Annotated in this window: 12 protein-coding genes; all 12 read left to right on the forward strand. The window is 36.5% G+C overall.

Annotated elements, in window-relative coordinates; translation table 11 throughout:
* Positions 1-1,153: stage IV sporulation protein A (gene spoIVA / locus RTP52_RS12435; protein ID WP_312371718.1), on the forward strand; the 1,153-nt coding region annotated here is incomplete at its 5' end.
* 343 nt (positions 1,154-1,496) lie between these two features.
* On the forward strand, positions 1,497-2,591 hold the full coding sequence (locus RTP52_RS12440) for a C40 family peptidase (RefSeq protein ID WP_312371721.1): 1,095 nt from the start codon (positions 1,497-1,499) through the stop codon (positions 2,589-2,591).
* Positions 2,592-2,776: 185 nt separating this feature from the next.
* Entirely contained in the window at positions 2,777-4,453 is a 1,677-nt protein-coding gene (locus RTP52_RS12445; protein WP_312100354.1) for a MutS-related protein, read from the forward strand.
* Between the two features lie 23 nt (positions 4,454-4,476).
* Entirely contained in the window at positions 4,477-4,953 is a 477-nt protein-coding gene (rnhA, locus tag RTP52_RS12450; protein WP_312371722.1) for a ribonuclease HI, read from the forward strand.
* Positions 4,954-5,012: 59 nt separating this feature from the next.
* A complete protein-coding gene (gene mutS / locus RTP52_RS12455) occupies positions 5,013-7,781 on the forward strand; it encodes a DNA mismatch repair protein MutS (protein WP_312371725.1) in 2,769 nt (922 codons plus the stop codon).
* A 44-nt stretch (positions 7,782-7,825) separates the two neighbouring features.
* Positions 7,826-10,051 carry a DNA mismatch repair endonuclease MutL gene (gene mutL, locus RTP52_RS12460; RefSeq protein WP_312371727.1) on the forward strand — a complete coding sequence of 742 codons (2,226 nt, stop codon included), beginning with the start codon at positions 7,826-7,828 and terminating at the stop codon, positions 10,049-10,051.
* Between the two features lie 140 nt (positions 10,052-10,191).
* The gene (gene miaA / locus RTP52_RS12465; RefSeq protein ID WP_312371730.1) at positions 10,192-11,130 is read left to right on the forward strand and encodes a tRNA (adenosine(37)-N6)-dimethylallyltransferase MiaA; all 939 of its coding nucleotides are present in this window, start codon (positions 10,192-10,194) and stop codon (positions 11,128-11,130) included.
* A gap of 100 nt (positions 11,131-11,230) precedes the next feature.
* Positions 11,231-12,499: a methionine gamma-lyase family protein gene (locus tag RTP52_RS12470; protein WP_442913536.1), complete on the forward strand. Its 1,269-nt coding sequence runs from the start codon at positions 11,231-11,233 to the stop codon at positions 12,497-12,499.
* A gap of 177 nt (positions 12,500-12,676) precedes the next feature.
* Positions 12,677-12,952 (forward strand): DUF4321 domain-containing protein, encoded by a 276-nt coding sequence (locus RTP52_RS12475; protein ID WP_312100347.1) that lies wholly within the window; start codon positions 12,677-12,679, stop codon positions 12,950-12,952.
* Positions 12,953-12,987: 35 nt separating this feature from the next.
* A complete protein-coding gene (gene radC, locus RTP52_RS12480; protein ID WP_312100346.1) occupies positions 12,988-13,692 on the forward strand; it encodes a RadC family protein in 705 nt (234 codons plus the stop codon).
* Between the two features lie 137 nt (positions 13,693-13,829).
* Positions 13,830-14,855, forward strand: a complete 1,026-nt coding sequence (locus RTP52_RS12485) for a rod shape-determining protein (protein ID WP_312100345.1) — start codon at positions 13,830-13,832, stop codon at positions 14,853-14,855.
* A gap of 72 nt (positions 14,856-14,927) precedes the next feature.
* Positions 14,928-15,788: a rod shape-determining protein MreC gene (gene mreC / locus RTP52_RS12490; RefSeq protein WP_312371737.1), complete on the forward strand. Its 861-nt coding sequence runs from the start codon at positions 14,928-14,930 to the stop codon at positions 15,786-15,788.
* Positions 15,789-15,793: the final 5 nt, after the last annotated feature.

Here is a 15,793-nt window from a genome sequence, read left to right on the forward strand (position 1 = left end):
GCATACGGAGAATGAACAGGAGCGATTAGTAAAGACTCCTTGGTTTGATTATGAGATACCGTTTACTCAAGCAGCGGAAATTGGAACGAAGAAGGTTATTAATGACCACTCTACCATTGGAATTGTTGTAACCTGTGATGGAAGCTTCGGTGATATTCCAAGAGATAACTACTTAGTTCCAGAAGAGAGAACGATTGAAGAACTAAAAAGGATAGGAAAGCCTTTTGTAGTTTTATTAAATTCCAATCATCCTTTATCAGAGGATACCAAACTGTTAGCTGAAAAAATGGGTGAAAAGTATGATGTTATGGTAATGCCTGTCAACTGCGAACAGTTAAAGAAAGAAGATATCAATAAGATTCTTAGCAATGTATTATCTGTATTTCCAATTACGGAAATCAGCTTTTATCTTCCAAAATGGATTGAGATGTTCCCTAGAGATCATTACATCAAAAAATCAATTATTGATACAGCGAAAGAGATGCTTCGCAAACTTCATCTGATGAAAGATGTAAATGAAGAGAACTGTAGAGTAGACAATCCATACGTCAATGAGTTTAAAGTAGATAAGATGGTAATGGAAGATGGTAGTGTCAAGATGATTGTTGACATTGATAATCGCTTCTATTATGACATTATCAGTGAAATGACAGGAATCCCTGTAAGCGGTGAATACGAATTCATGAAGATGATAAAAGAGCTTGCAGCAAGAAAACAGGAATACGAGAAAGTTAGTAGTGCTTGCGAACAAGTAAAACATAAAGGGTATGGAGTAGTATCTCCTTCCCAAAATGAAATTGTGATCGAAGAACCGCAAGTAATTCGTCATGGAAATAAATATGGTGTTAAGATTAAAGCCAACGCTCCTTCAGTACATATGATTCAGGCAAATATTGAAACAGAAATTGCACCTATTGTTGGAACTGAAGAGCAGGCACTTGACTTAATTGCTTATATGAAGGAACAAGCGGAGACTTCTCCAGAAGGTATCTGGGAGACGAACATCTTTGGTAAGACGATGAAACAGTTAGTGGATGAAGGTATTGCTTCTAAGATTAATAAGATGAATGATGACAGTCAAATGAAACTTCAAGAAACCATGCAAAGAATTATTAATGAAAGCAATGGTGGATTGATTTGTATTATCATTTAAGAAAGATTTTCTATGTAGGTGTTGCCTCATTAGTATATAGCTAATGAGACAGCACTTTTTTTTAATGGGATACCCCTAAGGGCGGTTTTTCCGAGGGAGTGGCGAAGCCACTTTGTTAATTCTGTACAAGATAGGAAAGAATTATCATGTAGATATTGACAACACTGCTAGATGTTGGTATAATATTTGTGTAATATTTGTAATAGATATTTAATATATTAATCATAGATAGAATGCTACTCTTACTTTTATAGGATTTATTGTTAACAGTACCTCTTTTCTGGCTGTGATGACAAAGATAAAAAAGTAAGAAAGAAGTAAATCAAAATCTAGGAGGTATGTCATGAAGCAGGTGGTAAAGAAAGTAGCAACAGCCATGACAATAGCAGCGGTTTTAGTTTGTTCTTCGCAAGCTATCACTACGAAGGCAGAAGAAATAAAAGAAGAAAAATCCTTGGGTGGATTATCTAAAGTATTAGATAACTACAATAACGAAGGCATCTCAAATAAATCACAATCTACAACTCTATTATCTACTCAGATTTCTATTCCAGAAAATATCGCGATTGCGAAATGTAATGATTATGTTAATATAAGAGAAAAAGCAGGTACCTCCTATAATATTATTGGTATCTTAACAAAAGATTCGTACGGTATTGTATTAGAAGTTATAGATGGATGGGCAAGGATACAATCTGGTTCTGTTACAGGATACGTTTCAACGGATTATCTCTATATGGGAGCAGAAGGCACTGCAAAGGCAAAAGAACTAGCAAGTCTATTAGCGACGGTTACGGCGAACTCCGTTAATGTTAGAAAAGAACCATCTACCCTCGCAAATGATAACATTATTGAGGAAGTAGTAAAAGGCGAAGACCTCGCGGTATTAAGTGCAGAGGTAGTTACGAAAAATGACCCAGGTGCAGTTCTCTGGGTAAAGGTTGCATTAGATGATTCTGAAGGAGAAGAAGTCGTTGGGTATGTAGCAAAGGATTATGTCGATGTAGGATACAAATGGAAATCTGCTTCTAAAGTAGATATTGAAGTTGCGAACTCTTCACCGTTACGATATAATCTAGTGAATGAATCGAAAAAGTACATAGGCTTACGATATGTTTGGGGAGGTACTAGTTTAACCACAGGCGCGGATTGCTCTGGATTTGTATGGGCTATTTATAAAAAGTGTGGATTGAATGCTTCAAGCCTTGGACTTCCAAGAACATCCTCTGAAATGGCGCGTGGAGGAAATAAAGTTACCAGTGCTACAATTAAACCAGGAGATTTAGTTTTCTATGGAGATAGTAGCGGACGTGTGAATCATGTGGCCATGTATATAGGAAATAACCAAGTAATTCATGAAAGTGGAAGACAAACAGGTTGTAAGATTTCTAATATGTATTATCGAAAAGTAGTCACAATGAGAAGTTATTTACAGTAGGAATAGAAGGGTGTCGTATTCAGAAAAATTAATTTCTGTTTCGACACCCTTTACAATACCATTGACATTAATAGTTGATATTCCTATAATAAGAAAGTAGCAGTATTAACGACTGCAATTAGATATAATATGCAATGGGTATAAGCCAGACTAAAAAACTTTAAACAGAAGAAAGGGAATCCTACATGTTGCCTGTAATGTTGATTATTATTGCTTGTGTTATTGGTATTGTGATAAAAATAGAATACGATAAGACAAACAGTAAAAAGAAATTAATAGTGAAATTAAACCGCCAATGGGGTGATGTACCAAAAGATGAATTTAGCCAAGAAAAATTAAATTCACTCTCCACTTACTATAAAGCAGTTCAAAGAGAATCTGGAGATATTGATGCTATTACGTGGAATGACCTTGATATGGACCAGATTTTTATGACAATTAACAGTACCTGTAGTGCTGCAGGTGAAGAATATTTATTTGCTCTACTTCATCAACCAGAATTTTCGGAAGAAAAATTATTGGAACGTAACCGTCTGATAGAATTTTTCCGTACAAACAAAGAAAAACGTCTAGAAGTACAAACGATTCTAGCTGGTATGGGTAAGATGCGAAACATTAGTGTATATGAATATATGAATCGCCTTAATAACCTTCCAAGAGAGAACAATGCTACTCATTACTTTTTAATACTTTCGATAGTAATTGCAGTAGGCTATATCTTTGTGGATCCTATGATTGGATTTTTATTAACAGCTGGTACAGTAATTAATAATATTGTTCGTTACTATAAACGTAAAGCTGAGATTGAAAAGTATTTTCAAGTTGTGACCTATATAATAAGATTATTAGATAGTGCGAAGAAGTTAAGTGAAGTTGATATTGAAGAAATTAGTAAATATAAGGACAAGCTTAGTAAAATTTCCAAAAGTTATGCAGGATTTCGTAAGGGGGCAGGAGTGGTTGCTTCAAAAAATCCGAATGGAAGTCTTGCAGATATGTTTTTAGACTATGTTCGTATGATTTTTCATATTGATTTAATCAAATTTAATTCGATGATGAATACCTTTGATGATAAACAAGGAGAATTAAACAGTGTTTATGAAATCATGGGTATGATTGATAGTATGATAGCAGTTGCATCTTTTCGTGAATTAATGGAGGTATATTGTCTTCCTAAGCTTACAAAGAGTGAGAAGCCATTTCTTGAAGCAGAGAATATCTATCATCCGATGTTAAATGGTCCAGTGAAAAATAGCATCAAAGAACACAGCAGTGTATTAATTACAGGTTCGAATGCTTCTGGTAAGTCTACTTTTATTAAGACACTTGCAATCAATGCAATTTTAGCACAGACAATCTATACGGTAATGAGTGATGAATACAATGCAAGCTTCTTTAAGGTTGCATCTTCCATGGCATTACAGGACAACCTTTACGGCAATGAAAGTTACTATATTGTTGAAATTAAATCCTTAAAGAGAATAATTGATATGCTTGAGGATAAGGTTCCGACCTTATGCTTCGTGGATGAGGTACTTCGAGGTACGAATACTTTAGAGCGTATTGCAGCGTCCTCCCGTATACTATTAAGTTTAGCCAAAGGAAATGCAATGTGTTTTGCGGCGACTCATGATATCGAGTTAACGCATATCCTTGAGAAATATTATTCCAATTATCACTTCCAAGAGCAGGTTGTGGATAATAATATATTATTTGATTATGTCTTATATGAAGGCAGAGCAGTTTCTAAAAATGCGATTAAACTTCTTAGTATCATTGGCTATACCGATGATATTATTGATGCCGCTACAGAATCTGCAAATGAATTTTTAGAGAAAGGTGAATGGAAGGTTATCGAATAGATAACCTTCTTCGGAGGATTTTTATGAAGGTTACCATTTATACAGATGGTGCCGCCAGAGGAAACCCAGATGGTCCCGGTGGATACGGAACCATCTTATCTTATATAGATTCTACTGGTGTAGAACATATCAGGGAATACTCGGGTGGTTATAAAAAGACAACAAATAACCGAATGGAGTTAATGGCTGCCATAGTTGGACTTGAGGCTCTAACGAAACCTTGTGCGGTGACGCTTTATTCGGATTCACAATATGTAGTGAAAGCATTTAATGAACACTGGCTTGATGGCTGGGTAAAAAAAGGTTGGAAGCGTGGTAAGAATGAGCCTGTAAAAAACGTGGATTTATGGAAGCGGTTACTTGCAGCTAAGAATCAACACGATGTTACTTTTTGCTGGGTCAAAGGACACGACGGACATCCGCAAAACGAACGCTGCGATGTACTTGCAACTACGGCAGCAGATGGTAACAATTTAGCAGATGATATCATAGTTGAATAAAACTTGTTAGAAACAAAGTGACTTTTAGTCACGAAACTGTAAGAAAGGAAGAACGTAAGATGGCACAACTAACTCCAATGATGCAGCAGTATGTGGAGACGAAAGAACAATATAAGGATTGTATTCTTTTTTATCGTTTGGGTGACTTCTATGAAATGTTCTTTGAGGATGCCTTAGTAGCTTCTAAGGAATTAGAGATAACCTTAACCGGGAAAAATTGCGGACAAGAAGAACGTGCTCCAATGTGCGGGATACCTTATCATGCCGCAGAAGGCTATATTTCTAAGTTAATTGGGAAGGGATATAAAGTTGCGATCTGTGAGCAAGTAGAAGATCCTAAGTTAGCAAAAGGAATTGTAAAACGAGAGGTTATCCGTATCGTTACTCCTGGAACGAATCTAAATACCCAGACATTAGATGAAACGAGAAATAACTATCTTATGGGAATTATCTTTACCGAGGAATTTTGCGGTATATCAACGGTTGATATCACAACGGGTGATTACTACGTAACTGAGGTCGATAATAACCGTAAGATTTTAGATGAAATATATAAATATGCACCTTCGGAAATTGTTTGTAACCAAGAATTTTTTCAATGTGGGCTGGATATTGAAGATTTAAAAAATAGATATCAAATAGCAGTATCAACCTTTGAGGACTGGTTTTATGACACCGAACAGAGTGTTAAGACATTGAAGGAACATTTTAAAGTAGGTTCTTTAGATGGTCTTGGATTAAAAGATTATTCTGTCGGTGTAAATGCAGCTGGTGCTATCTTAAAGTACCTTTATACCACGCAGAAGAATTCACTTAGTCATTTGACACATATTACACCATATATCACAAGCCGCTATATGGTGATAGACAGTTCCAGTAGAAGAAATCTAGAATTGACGGAGACACTTCGTGAAAAGCAAAAACGAGGGTCTCTTCTTTGGGTTTTAGATAAAACCAAAACAGCTATGGGGGCTAGAATGCTTCGTAGTTTTGTGGAACAGCCACTTATTACAATCGATGAGATTTCAGCTCGTTATGATGCAATTTCAGAACTGAACGACAATGTGATAACTCGGGAAGAAATACGAGAATACTTAAATTTTATTTATGATTTGGAACGCTTGATGGGGAAAATCAGCTATAAGAGTGCAAATCCAAGAGATTTAATCTCTTTTGCTTCTTCACTATCCATGCTTCCACATATCAAATACTTGTTATCAACCTGCGAATCCACATTGTTAAAACAAATTCATGAAGAGATGGATGCCCTTAGTGACCTGCAAAGTTTAATTGATCGTTCTATTGCAGAAGAACCACCGATTGGAATCAAAGAGGGTGGCATCATAAAAGAAGGTTTCCATACCGAAGTTGATACCCTTAGAAAAGCGAAAACCGAAGGGAAAGTATGGCTTGCTGAACTGGAAGCGAAAGAAAAAGAGCAGACAGGGATTAAGAACCTTAAGGTGAAATACAATCGTGTCTTTGGTTATTATCTTGAAGTAACGAATTCTTATGCAAATCTGGTTCCGGAAAACTGGATTAGAAAGCAAACGTTATCAAATGCTGAGCGTTATACAACACCAGAACTTAAGGAATTAGAAGATAAGATTTTAAATGCAGAGGATCGTTTATTTTCTCTTGAGTATGATTTATTTGCTGAAATTAGAGATCAAATCGCCAAAGAAGTAAAGCGTATTCAAAAAACTGCAAAAGCAGTAGCGAATATTGATGCGTTTGCTTCACTAGCCTATGTTGCAGAACGGAATCAGTTTATCCGTCCTGAATTAAATACCAATGGAAAAATTGATATAAGAGAGGGTAGACATCCGGTTGTAGAACAAATGATACCAAACGATATGTTTGTGTCAAATGATACTTATCTTGATAATGAAGAGAAAAGAGTTTCCATTATCACCGGACCTAATATGGCTGGTAAATCAACCTATATGAGGCAAACTGCGTTAATTGTATTAATGGCTCAGGTAGGAAGCTTTGTTCCGGCCTCTTATGCAAACATTGGGATTGTTGACCGTATATTTACCAGAGTGGGTGCGTCCGATGATTTAGCAAGTGGTCAGAGTACCTTTATGGTTGAGATGACTGAGGTAGCGAATATCCTTCGAAATGCTACGAAGAACAGTTTATTAATCTTAGATGAAATTGGCCGTGGTACGAGTACTTTTGATGGACTAAGTATTGCATGGGCAGTGATTGAACATATCAGTAACACATCCTTACTAGGTGCTAAGACATTATTTGCGACGCATTACCATGAGTTAACAGAATTAGAGGGAAAGATTTCTGGAGTTAATAATTACTGTATCGCTGTGAAAGAACAAGGAGAAGATATTGTCTTTCTTCGAAAGATTATTGGCGGTGGTGCGGATAAGAGCTATGGAATTCAGGTTGCGAAACTTGCTGGTGTTCCAAGCTCAGTATTAGCAAGAGCAAGGGAAATTGTTGAGAAGCTAAGTGAGAATGACATTGCAGAAAAAGCAAGACATATTGTATCTGCTGCGGAAATTTCCAATACCTCTGAAGTGGATACCTCGGAAGAGGATACGACTAAAGCGGATACGACTAAAGTGAATTCCACTGAAGTGAATTCCACTGAAGTGGAAGGCAATAAGGAGTCTATAGAACAGCCAAGAACCTTTGGGCAGATGTCGTTGTTCCTTTCAGAAGATACAAAACAGAAAAAATCTTCTTCCGATTTTTCTGAGAAGTTATTGCAGGAAATAAATCAATTTGATCTAGCCAATATGACACCAGTAGAAGCATTGTTAAAATTAGATAAATTACAGAAAAAAATTCGGTCCCATACTTAAAAAAGCGATGGCGGTTTGGGAAATTTGAAAGAAAGGAGGGGACTATGGCAAAGATAGCACTATTAGATCAAGGTACGATTAATCAAATCGCAGCAGGTGAAGTAGTGGAACGACCTGCCTCCGTAGTAAAAGAATTAATTGAAAATGCTATTGATGCAGGGGCTACCGCAGTTACCGCTGAGATTAAGGATGGCGGGATAAGTTTTATTCGAATCACAGACAATGGAGCAGGAATAGTAAAGGATGACATTCCATTGGCTTTTCTTAGACATTCCACGAGCAAAATTGAGAGTATTGAAGATTTATTAACAATTGGCAGCCTTGGGTTTCGTGGAGAGGCATTATCCAGTATCGCATCTGTAGCTCAGGTAGAGCTTGTTACGAAAACAAGAACTGCTTTTACTGGGATACGATATCTAATTGAAGGCGGGGAAGAACAGAGCATGACAGAGATTGGATGCCCTGACGGAACCACGTTCATTGTTCGTAACTTATTTTTTAACACTCCTGCAAGAAGAAAATTCTTAAAATCTACGATGACGGAAGCGTCCTATATCAGTGACTTGATGGAACGCCTTGCTGTTTCGCATCCGGATATATCCTTTAAGTTCATTAATAATAACAAGACGGTTCTTCATACGTTTGGAAACAGTCAATTAAAAGATATTATTTACCATGTCTATGGCAGAACAATAGCTGCAGAGGTTGTTACGGTTGAGAATGGAAATGAACATATCAGTATCAGTGGATTTATTGGAAAACCAATCATCTCTAGAGGAAATCGTAATTATGAAAACTATTTTATTAATGGCAGATATATAAAAAGTAATATTATCAATAAAGCGATTGAAGAGGCATACCGTCCATATTCTATGCAACATAAATATCCATTTACTGCAATACATTTTAGCATCAACCCAGAATATATTGATGTTAATGTTCATCCAACGAAGATGGAGGTTCGATTTCATAATTTTGAAGAACTTTATCAGTTAACTTTGAATACCATAAGGGATGCTCTTAACCGAACGAATATGATTCCAAAGGTTAGTTTATCGGAAGAAAAGGAAACTGTAAAAAAAGAGACAGTGAGAGCTCCAGAACCTTTTGAGGAAAATCGAAGAAAGTTAGAGAAGGAAGCACGCGAGCATAGCCAAACGATGGATTATCAAGTGTCAAAGGAAAGATATGCATCAAATAATCAAACACAGATAAATCCAAAGAAAGAAATTAACCCTGAGATTAAGGAAACAGAAATTGGCCGATTAAGAGAAGTAACTCTTCAAGGCAATTTTAAAGATAGAGAAGAACAGAAGTTAGATGCGAGTGATTATTCGAATAAGAAAGCGGCTGATATTACTCCTTGTAAGGAAATTCCTTATGTTCAGAATACTACAATTCCTTCGAATGAAGCGAAGAGCACTATAATTTCTTCATCTGAAACAAATAACAATACAATTCCTTCGTCTGAAGCAAGTGACACTATAAATCCTTCGTCCGAAGCAAGCAACACTATAATTCCTTCGAACGAAACAAAAAACAAACCTTCTGTAACCTATGACATAAAGGAAGAAACGGAACCAAGTATTATAGCGGAAGAAATCAGTCAGATATCGTTATTTTCCAAAAAAGAGGAAATAATTGAGAAAGAGATTTTACCAAAGGAGCTCTCACTTTTATCGCAAGAAGGAATAAAACAAGCTCGTATTATTGGCCAAGCATTTAAAACTTATTGGTTTATAGAACTTGAAAATCAATTATATATCATAGATCAACATGCTGCTCATGAAAAAGTTTTGTATGAGTCTACGATGAAACGATTAAAAGAGAAGGAGACGATGTCTCAGCAACTCTGTCCTCCGATTATCCTTACCTTAAGTCTTAGGGAGGAAGAAGCAATCAAAACGCATCAGGAATTTTTAAGTATGCTTGGTTTTGAAATTGAGCCATTTGGTGGGAAAGAGTATGCAGTCAGTGCAGTTCCATCCGATATGTTTGGACTTGCTGGAGAACGTTTATTAATCGAGTTTATTGATGACTTAGTAGAAGAAATTTCAAGAGGTACTCCTGATGTGATTTTAGAAAAGATTGCATCGCTATCATGTAAAGCAGCAGTAAAAGGAAATTACAATTTAAGCGTAGAAGAAGCAAACGAGTTATTGAAACAATTATTAACTCTTCAAAATCCTTTTCATTGCCCACATGGGCGTCCAATTATCATTTCGATGACGAAGTATGAATTGGAGAAAAAATTTAAGCGAGTGCTATAGCAATAACTAAAGAGGTGAAAAGTTATTGCTATAGCAATAACTAAAGAGGTGAAAAGTTATTGCTATAGCAATAACTAGATAGGTGAAAATAAGTGAAAACAAGTGATAAGTTATTGCTATAAGAAATTGAGGTGAGTTAGTTGCAACCATTGGTCATTCTAACGGGACCGACGGCAGTTGGAAAAACAAAATTATCGATTGATCTAGCAAAAAAGATCAATGGAGAAATCATATCTGCTGATTCCATGCAGGTTTATCGCCATATGGACATCGGAACAGCAAAAATCACTCCAGAAGAGATGGAGGGTGTGACACATTATCTTGTGGATGAATTTGAACCAGACGAAGAATTTAGTGTGGTAAAGTTTCAAGAGTGTGCAAAGAAGGCAATTAGAGAGATCTATTCAAAAGGAAAACTCCCGATTATCGTAGGGGGAACTGGTTTTTATATTCAAGCTGTCTTAAAGGATATAGACTTTACAGAAAATGATTCAGATTCACCGTATCGGCAGGAACTTGAAGAGTTTGCTAAAACTGAGGGCGCGATAAAATTACACGATATATTAAAGCAATGTGACCCGGCAGCAGCCGAAGCAATTCATCCTAATAATATAAAACGTACAATACGGGCAATCGAGTATTTTAAATTAACCGGAGAGCCAATCTCAAAACATAATGAGGAACAAAGTGGAAATGAATCACCTTATCAATATGCCTATTTTGTTTTAAATAATGACCGTGAAATACTGAATGATAACATCAATCTTCGAGTTGATAAGATGCTTGACTCTGGTTTGGTGAAGGAAGTTGAATGGTTAAAAGGCCAAGGATATGATCGTTCTCTTGTTAGTATGCAAGGATTGGGATATAAGGAAATTTATGCCTATCTGGAAGGGGAATGCTCCCTTGAGGAGGCAGTTTATTTATTAAAAAGAGACACTAGACATTTCGCTAAGAGACAGATTACTTGGTTTAAACGAGAACAGGATGTAATCTGGTTATCGAAGAAGGATTATAGTAGTGAAGATGACATTCTCACTGAAATGGTACAAATACTAAAAGAAAAAGAAATATTATAGTAGCGAGAAACGTCGCTATATACGTATAAGCATTGTAAGGAATATACGTATGACTGGAGGAAAGATGAACAACGAAACAAATAAGAAGAAAATCTTGGCGATGTATCATGATTTAAAGATAAACAAAGAAGTACAAGATTTTTGTGAGGATACTCTTCGTAGTTTAAAAGAGCGTTTTGATAGAATTGATGAGGTGGCTGAATATAATCAGTTAAAGGTATTAAAAGCAATGCAGGATAATCGAGTATCGGATACCCATTTTGCTGCCACCACAGGATACGGTTACAATGATTTAGGTAGAGATACGTTAGAGGACGTATATGCTGCGGTTTTTCATGCAGAATCAGCATTAGTCAGACCACAATTGGTCAGCGGTACTCATGCTTTAACAATTGCTTTATCTGGTAACTTACGTCCCGGAGATGAGATTTTATCACCGGTTGGAAAACCATATGATACGTTAGAAGGTGTAATTGGTATTACCGAATCTAGAGGATCATTAAAGGAATATGGAATAACGTATGCTCAAGTAGACTTATTACCAGATGGCGGTTTTGATTATGAGAATATCAAAAATAGTATCAATAATCGCACCAAGTTAGTCACTATACAACGTTCCAAAGGTTACCAGACTAGACCAACGTTATCCGTAGAACAAATCGGTGAATTAATTACATTTGTAAAAAGTATCAAATCAGATGTAATCTGTATGGTTGACAATTGCTATGGCGAATTTGTGGAGACAATCGAACCAACCGATGTTGGTGCGGACCTTTGTGTAGGTTCTTTGATTAAGAATCCAGGTGGTGGTTTAGCACCAACAGGAGGCTATATTGTAGGAAAAACAGAATACGTTGACAATGCTGCTTTTCGATTGACTGCACCGGGGCTTGGAAAAGAGGTTGGTGCAACTCTTGGGATTAATCAAATATTGTATCAAGGATTTTTCTTAGCTCCAACCGTTGTAGCTGGTGCTTTAAAAGGTGCTATCTTTGCTGCAAATATCTATGAAAAATTAGGATTTCCTGTTATACCAAATGGCACGGAAGAGCGTTTCGATATTATTCAGGCGGTTACTCTTAATTCACCGGAAGCAATTGTTGAATTTTGCAAGGGGATACAGGCAGCAGCACCAGTTGATTCTTACGTGACTCCGGAACCTTGGGCAATGCCTGGTTATCACTCTGAGGTTATTATGGCAGCAGGTGCGTTTGTTCAAGGCTCATCGATTGAGCTATCTGCGGATGCTCCAATTGAACCGCCATATGCAGTGTATTTTCAAGGTGGATTAACTTGGTATCATGCCAAATTTGGAATTATGATGTCCTTACAAAAGCTAGTAGAAGCTGGGCTTGTTAAGTTGTTTTAAATAGTGTTATTTTGTGATATAAAACACCCAATTCCACAATTTGTAGTGTACAAATATAGAGGGATATGGTATTATAAAAGGTGATTTAGTAGGTAGCATGTGTAAAAAAACAGCATCGCTGTGAGATCTTCAGAATTAAATTAGTCGTGAAAATGTTGCAAAAGAATGGAGAAAAACATGGCAAGACTAGCGGGAAAGAACGGATGGACTTTACTGATCTTTTTATTATCAGGTGTTGTGCTTGGTGGATTTTTAGGTTATTTAGCAAAGGATGTCTCTTGGCTTTCATGGCTTAATTTTGGACAAGAATTCGGTCTTGGTTCACCGGACGGCACCGGTATAACAAGTCTTAATCTTGGCGTTATAATCTTATCTTTTGGTTTTCGCATTAAGATTACCATTGCAAGTATTATAGGTATGATCATATCCATATTGATATACCGTAAACTGTAAGCTTAACTACTTGGAGAGAGTAGATTGGAGCTAAAATGAAACAGTTTTTTTCTATGAAGGATCTTCCAGCTTCGGAACGTCCTTATGAAAAATGTGAAAGTGACGGGGCAGCCGCTCTGTCTGATGCCGAATTGATTGCAGTGATTCTTCGAACTGGCTCTAAAGAAACACGTTCTACAGAACTTGCTGCGAAGATATTAAGTTATTCGAATACTTATCCCGGTCTTCGTGGAATTTCACGTATGACACAAAAAGATTTTATGAGTATTCATGGAATTGGTAGAGTGAAAGCAATTCAGCTTCTTTGTTTAACAGAATTATCGATTCGTATGGCGAAAGCAACCTTTGCTGATGGGATACGTTATACTGATCCAAATTCTGTAGCTGAGTATTATATGCAGGAGATGAGAAGCTTAAAAACCGAACAATCACGCTTGCTAATGTTTGATACGAAAAGTAAGTTACTTCGTGAGGAGATCATATCGATAGGAACAGTAAATGCATCTATCATGTCGCCAAGAGAAATATTTTTATTAGCAGTGAAGTATGAAGCTGTCTATATCATATTGCTCCATAATCATCCTAGTGGTGACCCTACCCCTAGTAAAGAGGATATTGCGGTTACCAAAAGAATGAAGGAAGCAGGAGAATTACTTGGAGTAACACTTATGGATCATATTATTATTGGCGACAATAGATATATAAGTTTAAAGGAACAGGGAATAATACTAGCTTATTGAAACATGTTTTTTGTTTTAATAAGATAAGACTATGGAAACCCACTTATGGGAATCCGATTATCAGAACACGATTTTAGTTCCGATAGAAAACTTCCCAAGTAAGTAATGTAGTTTAGTAATTGGAAGGGAGACTTACTATGGCCGCAAAATTGTTTGGCATTGATTTTGGGACAAGCACCATTAAGATATATAAGAAAAACGAAGGCGTAATCTTTGATGCGAAAAACATCATTGCGATAGCAGATAAAAAACGTGTCATCGCAATTGGTGATGAAGCCTTTGAGATGTATGGGAAAGCGCCAAGCAATATCGAGGTTGATTATCCTGTTAGGAGTGGTGTTATTGCAAATATTGAAAATATGTTAGCTCTTTTAAATCATGCCTTTGACCAGCTAGGAAAAAAGCATGGTAAGTTTACGGGCGCTGAATTCTTAGTAGCTACACCAACAGATATCACAGAAGTAGAGAAAAGAGCTTTTTTTGACTTAGTAGCAAACTCAAACGCAAAAAGTAGAAAAATTCGTATTGTAGAAAAACCAATTGCAGACGCTTTGGGTGCTGGTCTTAATGTGACGAAAGCACGAGGTGTTATGATTGTAGATATTGGTGCAGATACAACGGAAGTCTCAATCATGTCTTTAGGTGGCATTGTATTAAGTAAATTAATACCAGTTGGTGGTAATAAATTCGATGAATCTATTATTCTTAATGTAAAGAAACAATATAATTTATACATCGGTCATAAGACAGCCGAAACGATTAAAAAAGAATTAGCTTGTGCTTTAAAAGGTGAAGAAAAAACAATAAAGGTATATGGTCGAGATGTGGTTACAGGCCTTCCAATGGAGAAGGAAATCACCTCCTCCTTTGTCTATGAGACGATATCAGAACATCTATTGTCTATCATAGATGCCATGCGTATTATCTTAGAGAGAACTCCACCAGAGATTTCTTCTGATATTATCGACCTTGGTATCTATATTACCGGCGGTTCTGCCAATATCAAATATCTCGATCAGTTGATGTCCCATGACACCGACCTTAAAATTAATATTTGTAATGATTCTGCCAATACAGTAGTGAATGGACTTGGTAAAATTATAGAAGATCCTAAGCTAAGTTCTTTGGCACTCACTATAAAGCAAACCTATTATGGAGTATAGTATACTACAGGTACACATAAAAAGCTTATTATGCGCAAAATCATGCGCAGGAAAAGGGGTTAATGGTAAAGAATGAGAAGGAAAACGCCTAAGATTTCAATTCAGCCCAAACATGTGCTGACTTTTTGTACAGCGGTATGCCTGATATTGATTTTCTTATCATTTCGATATGAAACCTTATTAAGCCCTGTAAAAACTGCGGTTGGGGGCGTTGTTACCCCGATGCAAAAAGGGATTAATACGTTGGGTAGTTTCTTATCTGATAAATTAGATACATTAGCAAATATGAGAGATTTAATGGAGGAGAACGAGAAGTTAAAAAGTCAAAACGAAGCTCTAAAAGTAGAGAATAGTATTTTGATTCAGGATCGATATGAGCTTGATGGACTTCGAAGACTTTACGAAGTAGATCAGAAATATGCAGATTATCCAAAAGTTGCTGCAAGAGTTATCTCCAGAGACTCCAATAGCTTTTATAACGTATTTACAATTGATAAGGGATCAAAAGATGGAATAAAGGTAGATATGAATGTGCTTGCTGGAAATGGTTTGGTTGGAATCGTAACAGAGGTTGGTGTAAATTATGCCAAAGTACGTTCGATTATTGACGATGCCAGCTATGTCAGTGGTATGTTTTTAAAGACTTCAGACACCTGTGATGTAAAAGGTGATCTTCAGTTATTAGATGATGGAGTAATTCGCGTTGAGGCAATCAGTATGAATGCAGATATCAAGGATGGTTATGAAGTAGTTACTTCTCATATTAGTAATAAATATTTACAGGGTATCTTAATTGGTTATGCTTACGATATTAAGGTGGATTCCAGTAATATGGCGAAATCAGGATATCTTCGTCCAGCAGTTGATTTTGAACATCTGGAGGAAGTATTAATTATAACAACATTAAAGGAAAAATTAGAAAAGGGAGAGTGATCCTT

Source organism: Lachnoclostridium sp., from assembly GCF_031997925.1.
Taxonomy (GTDB): Bacteria; Bacillota; Clostridia; order Lachnospirales; family Lachnospiraceae; genus Lachnoclostridium.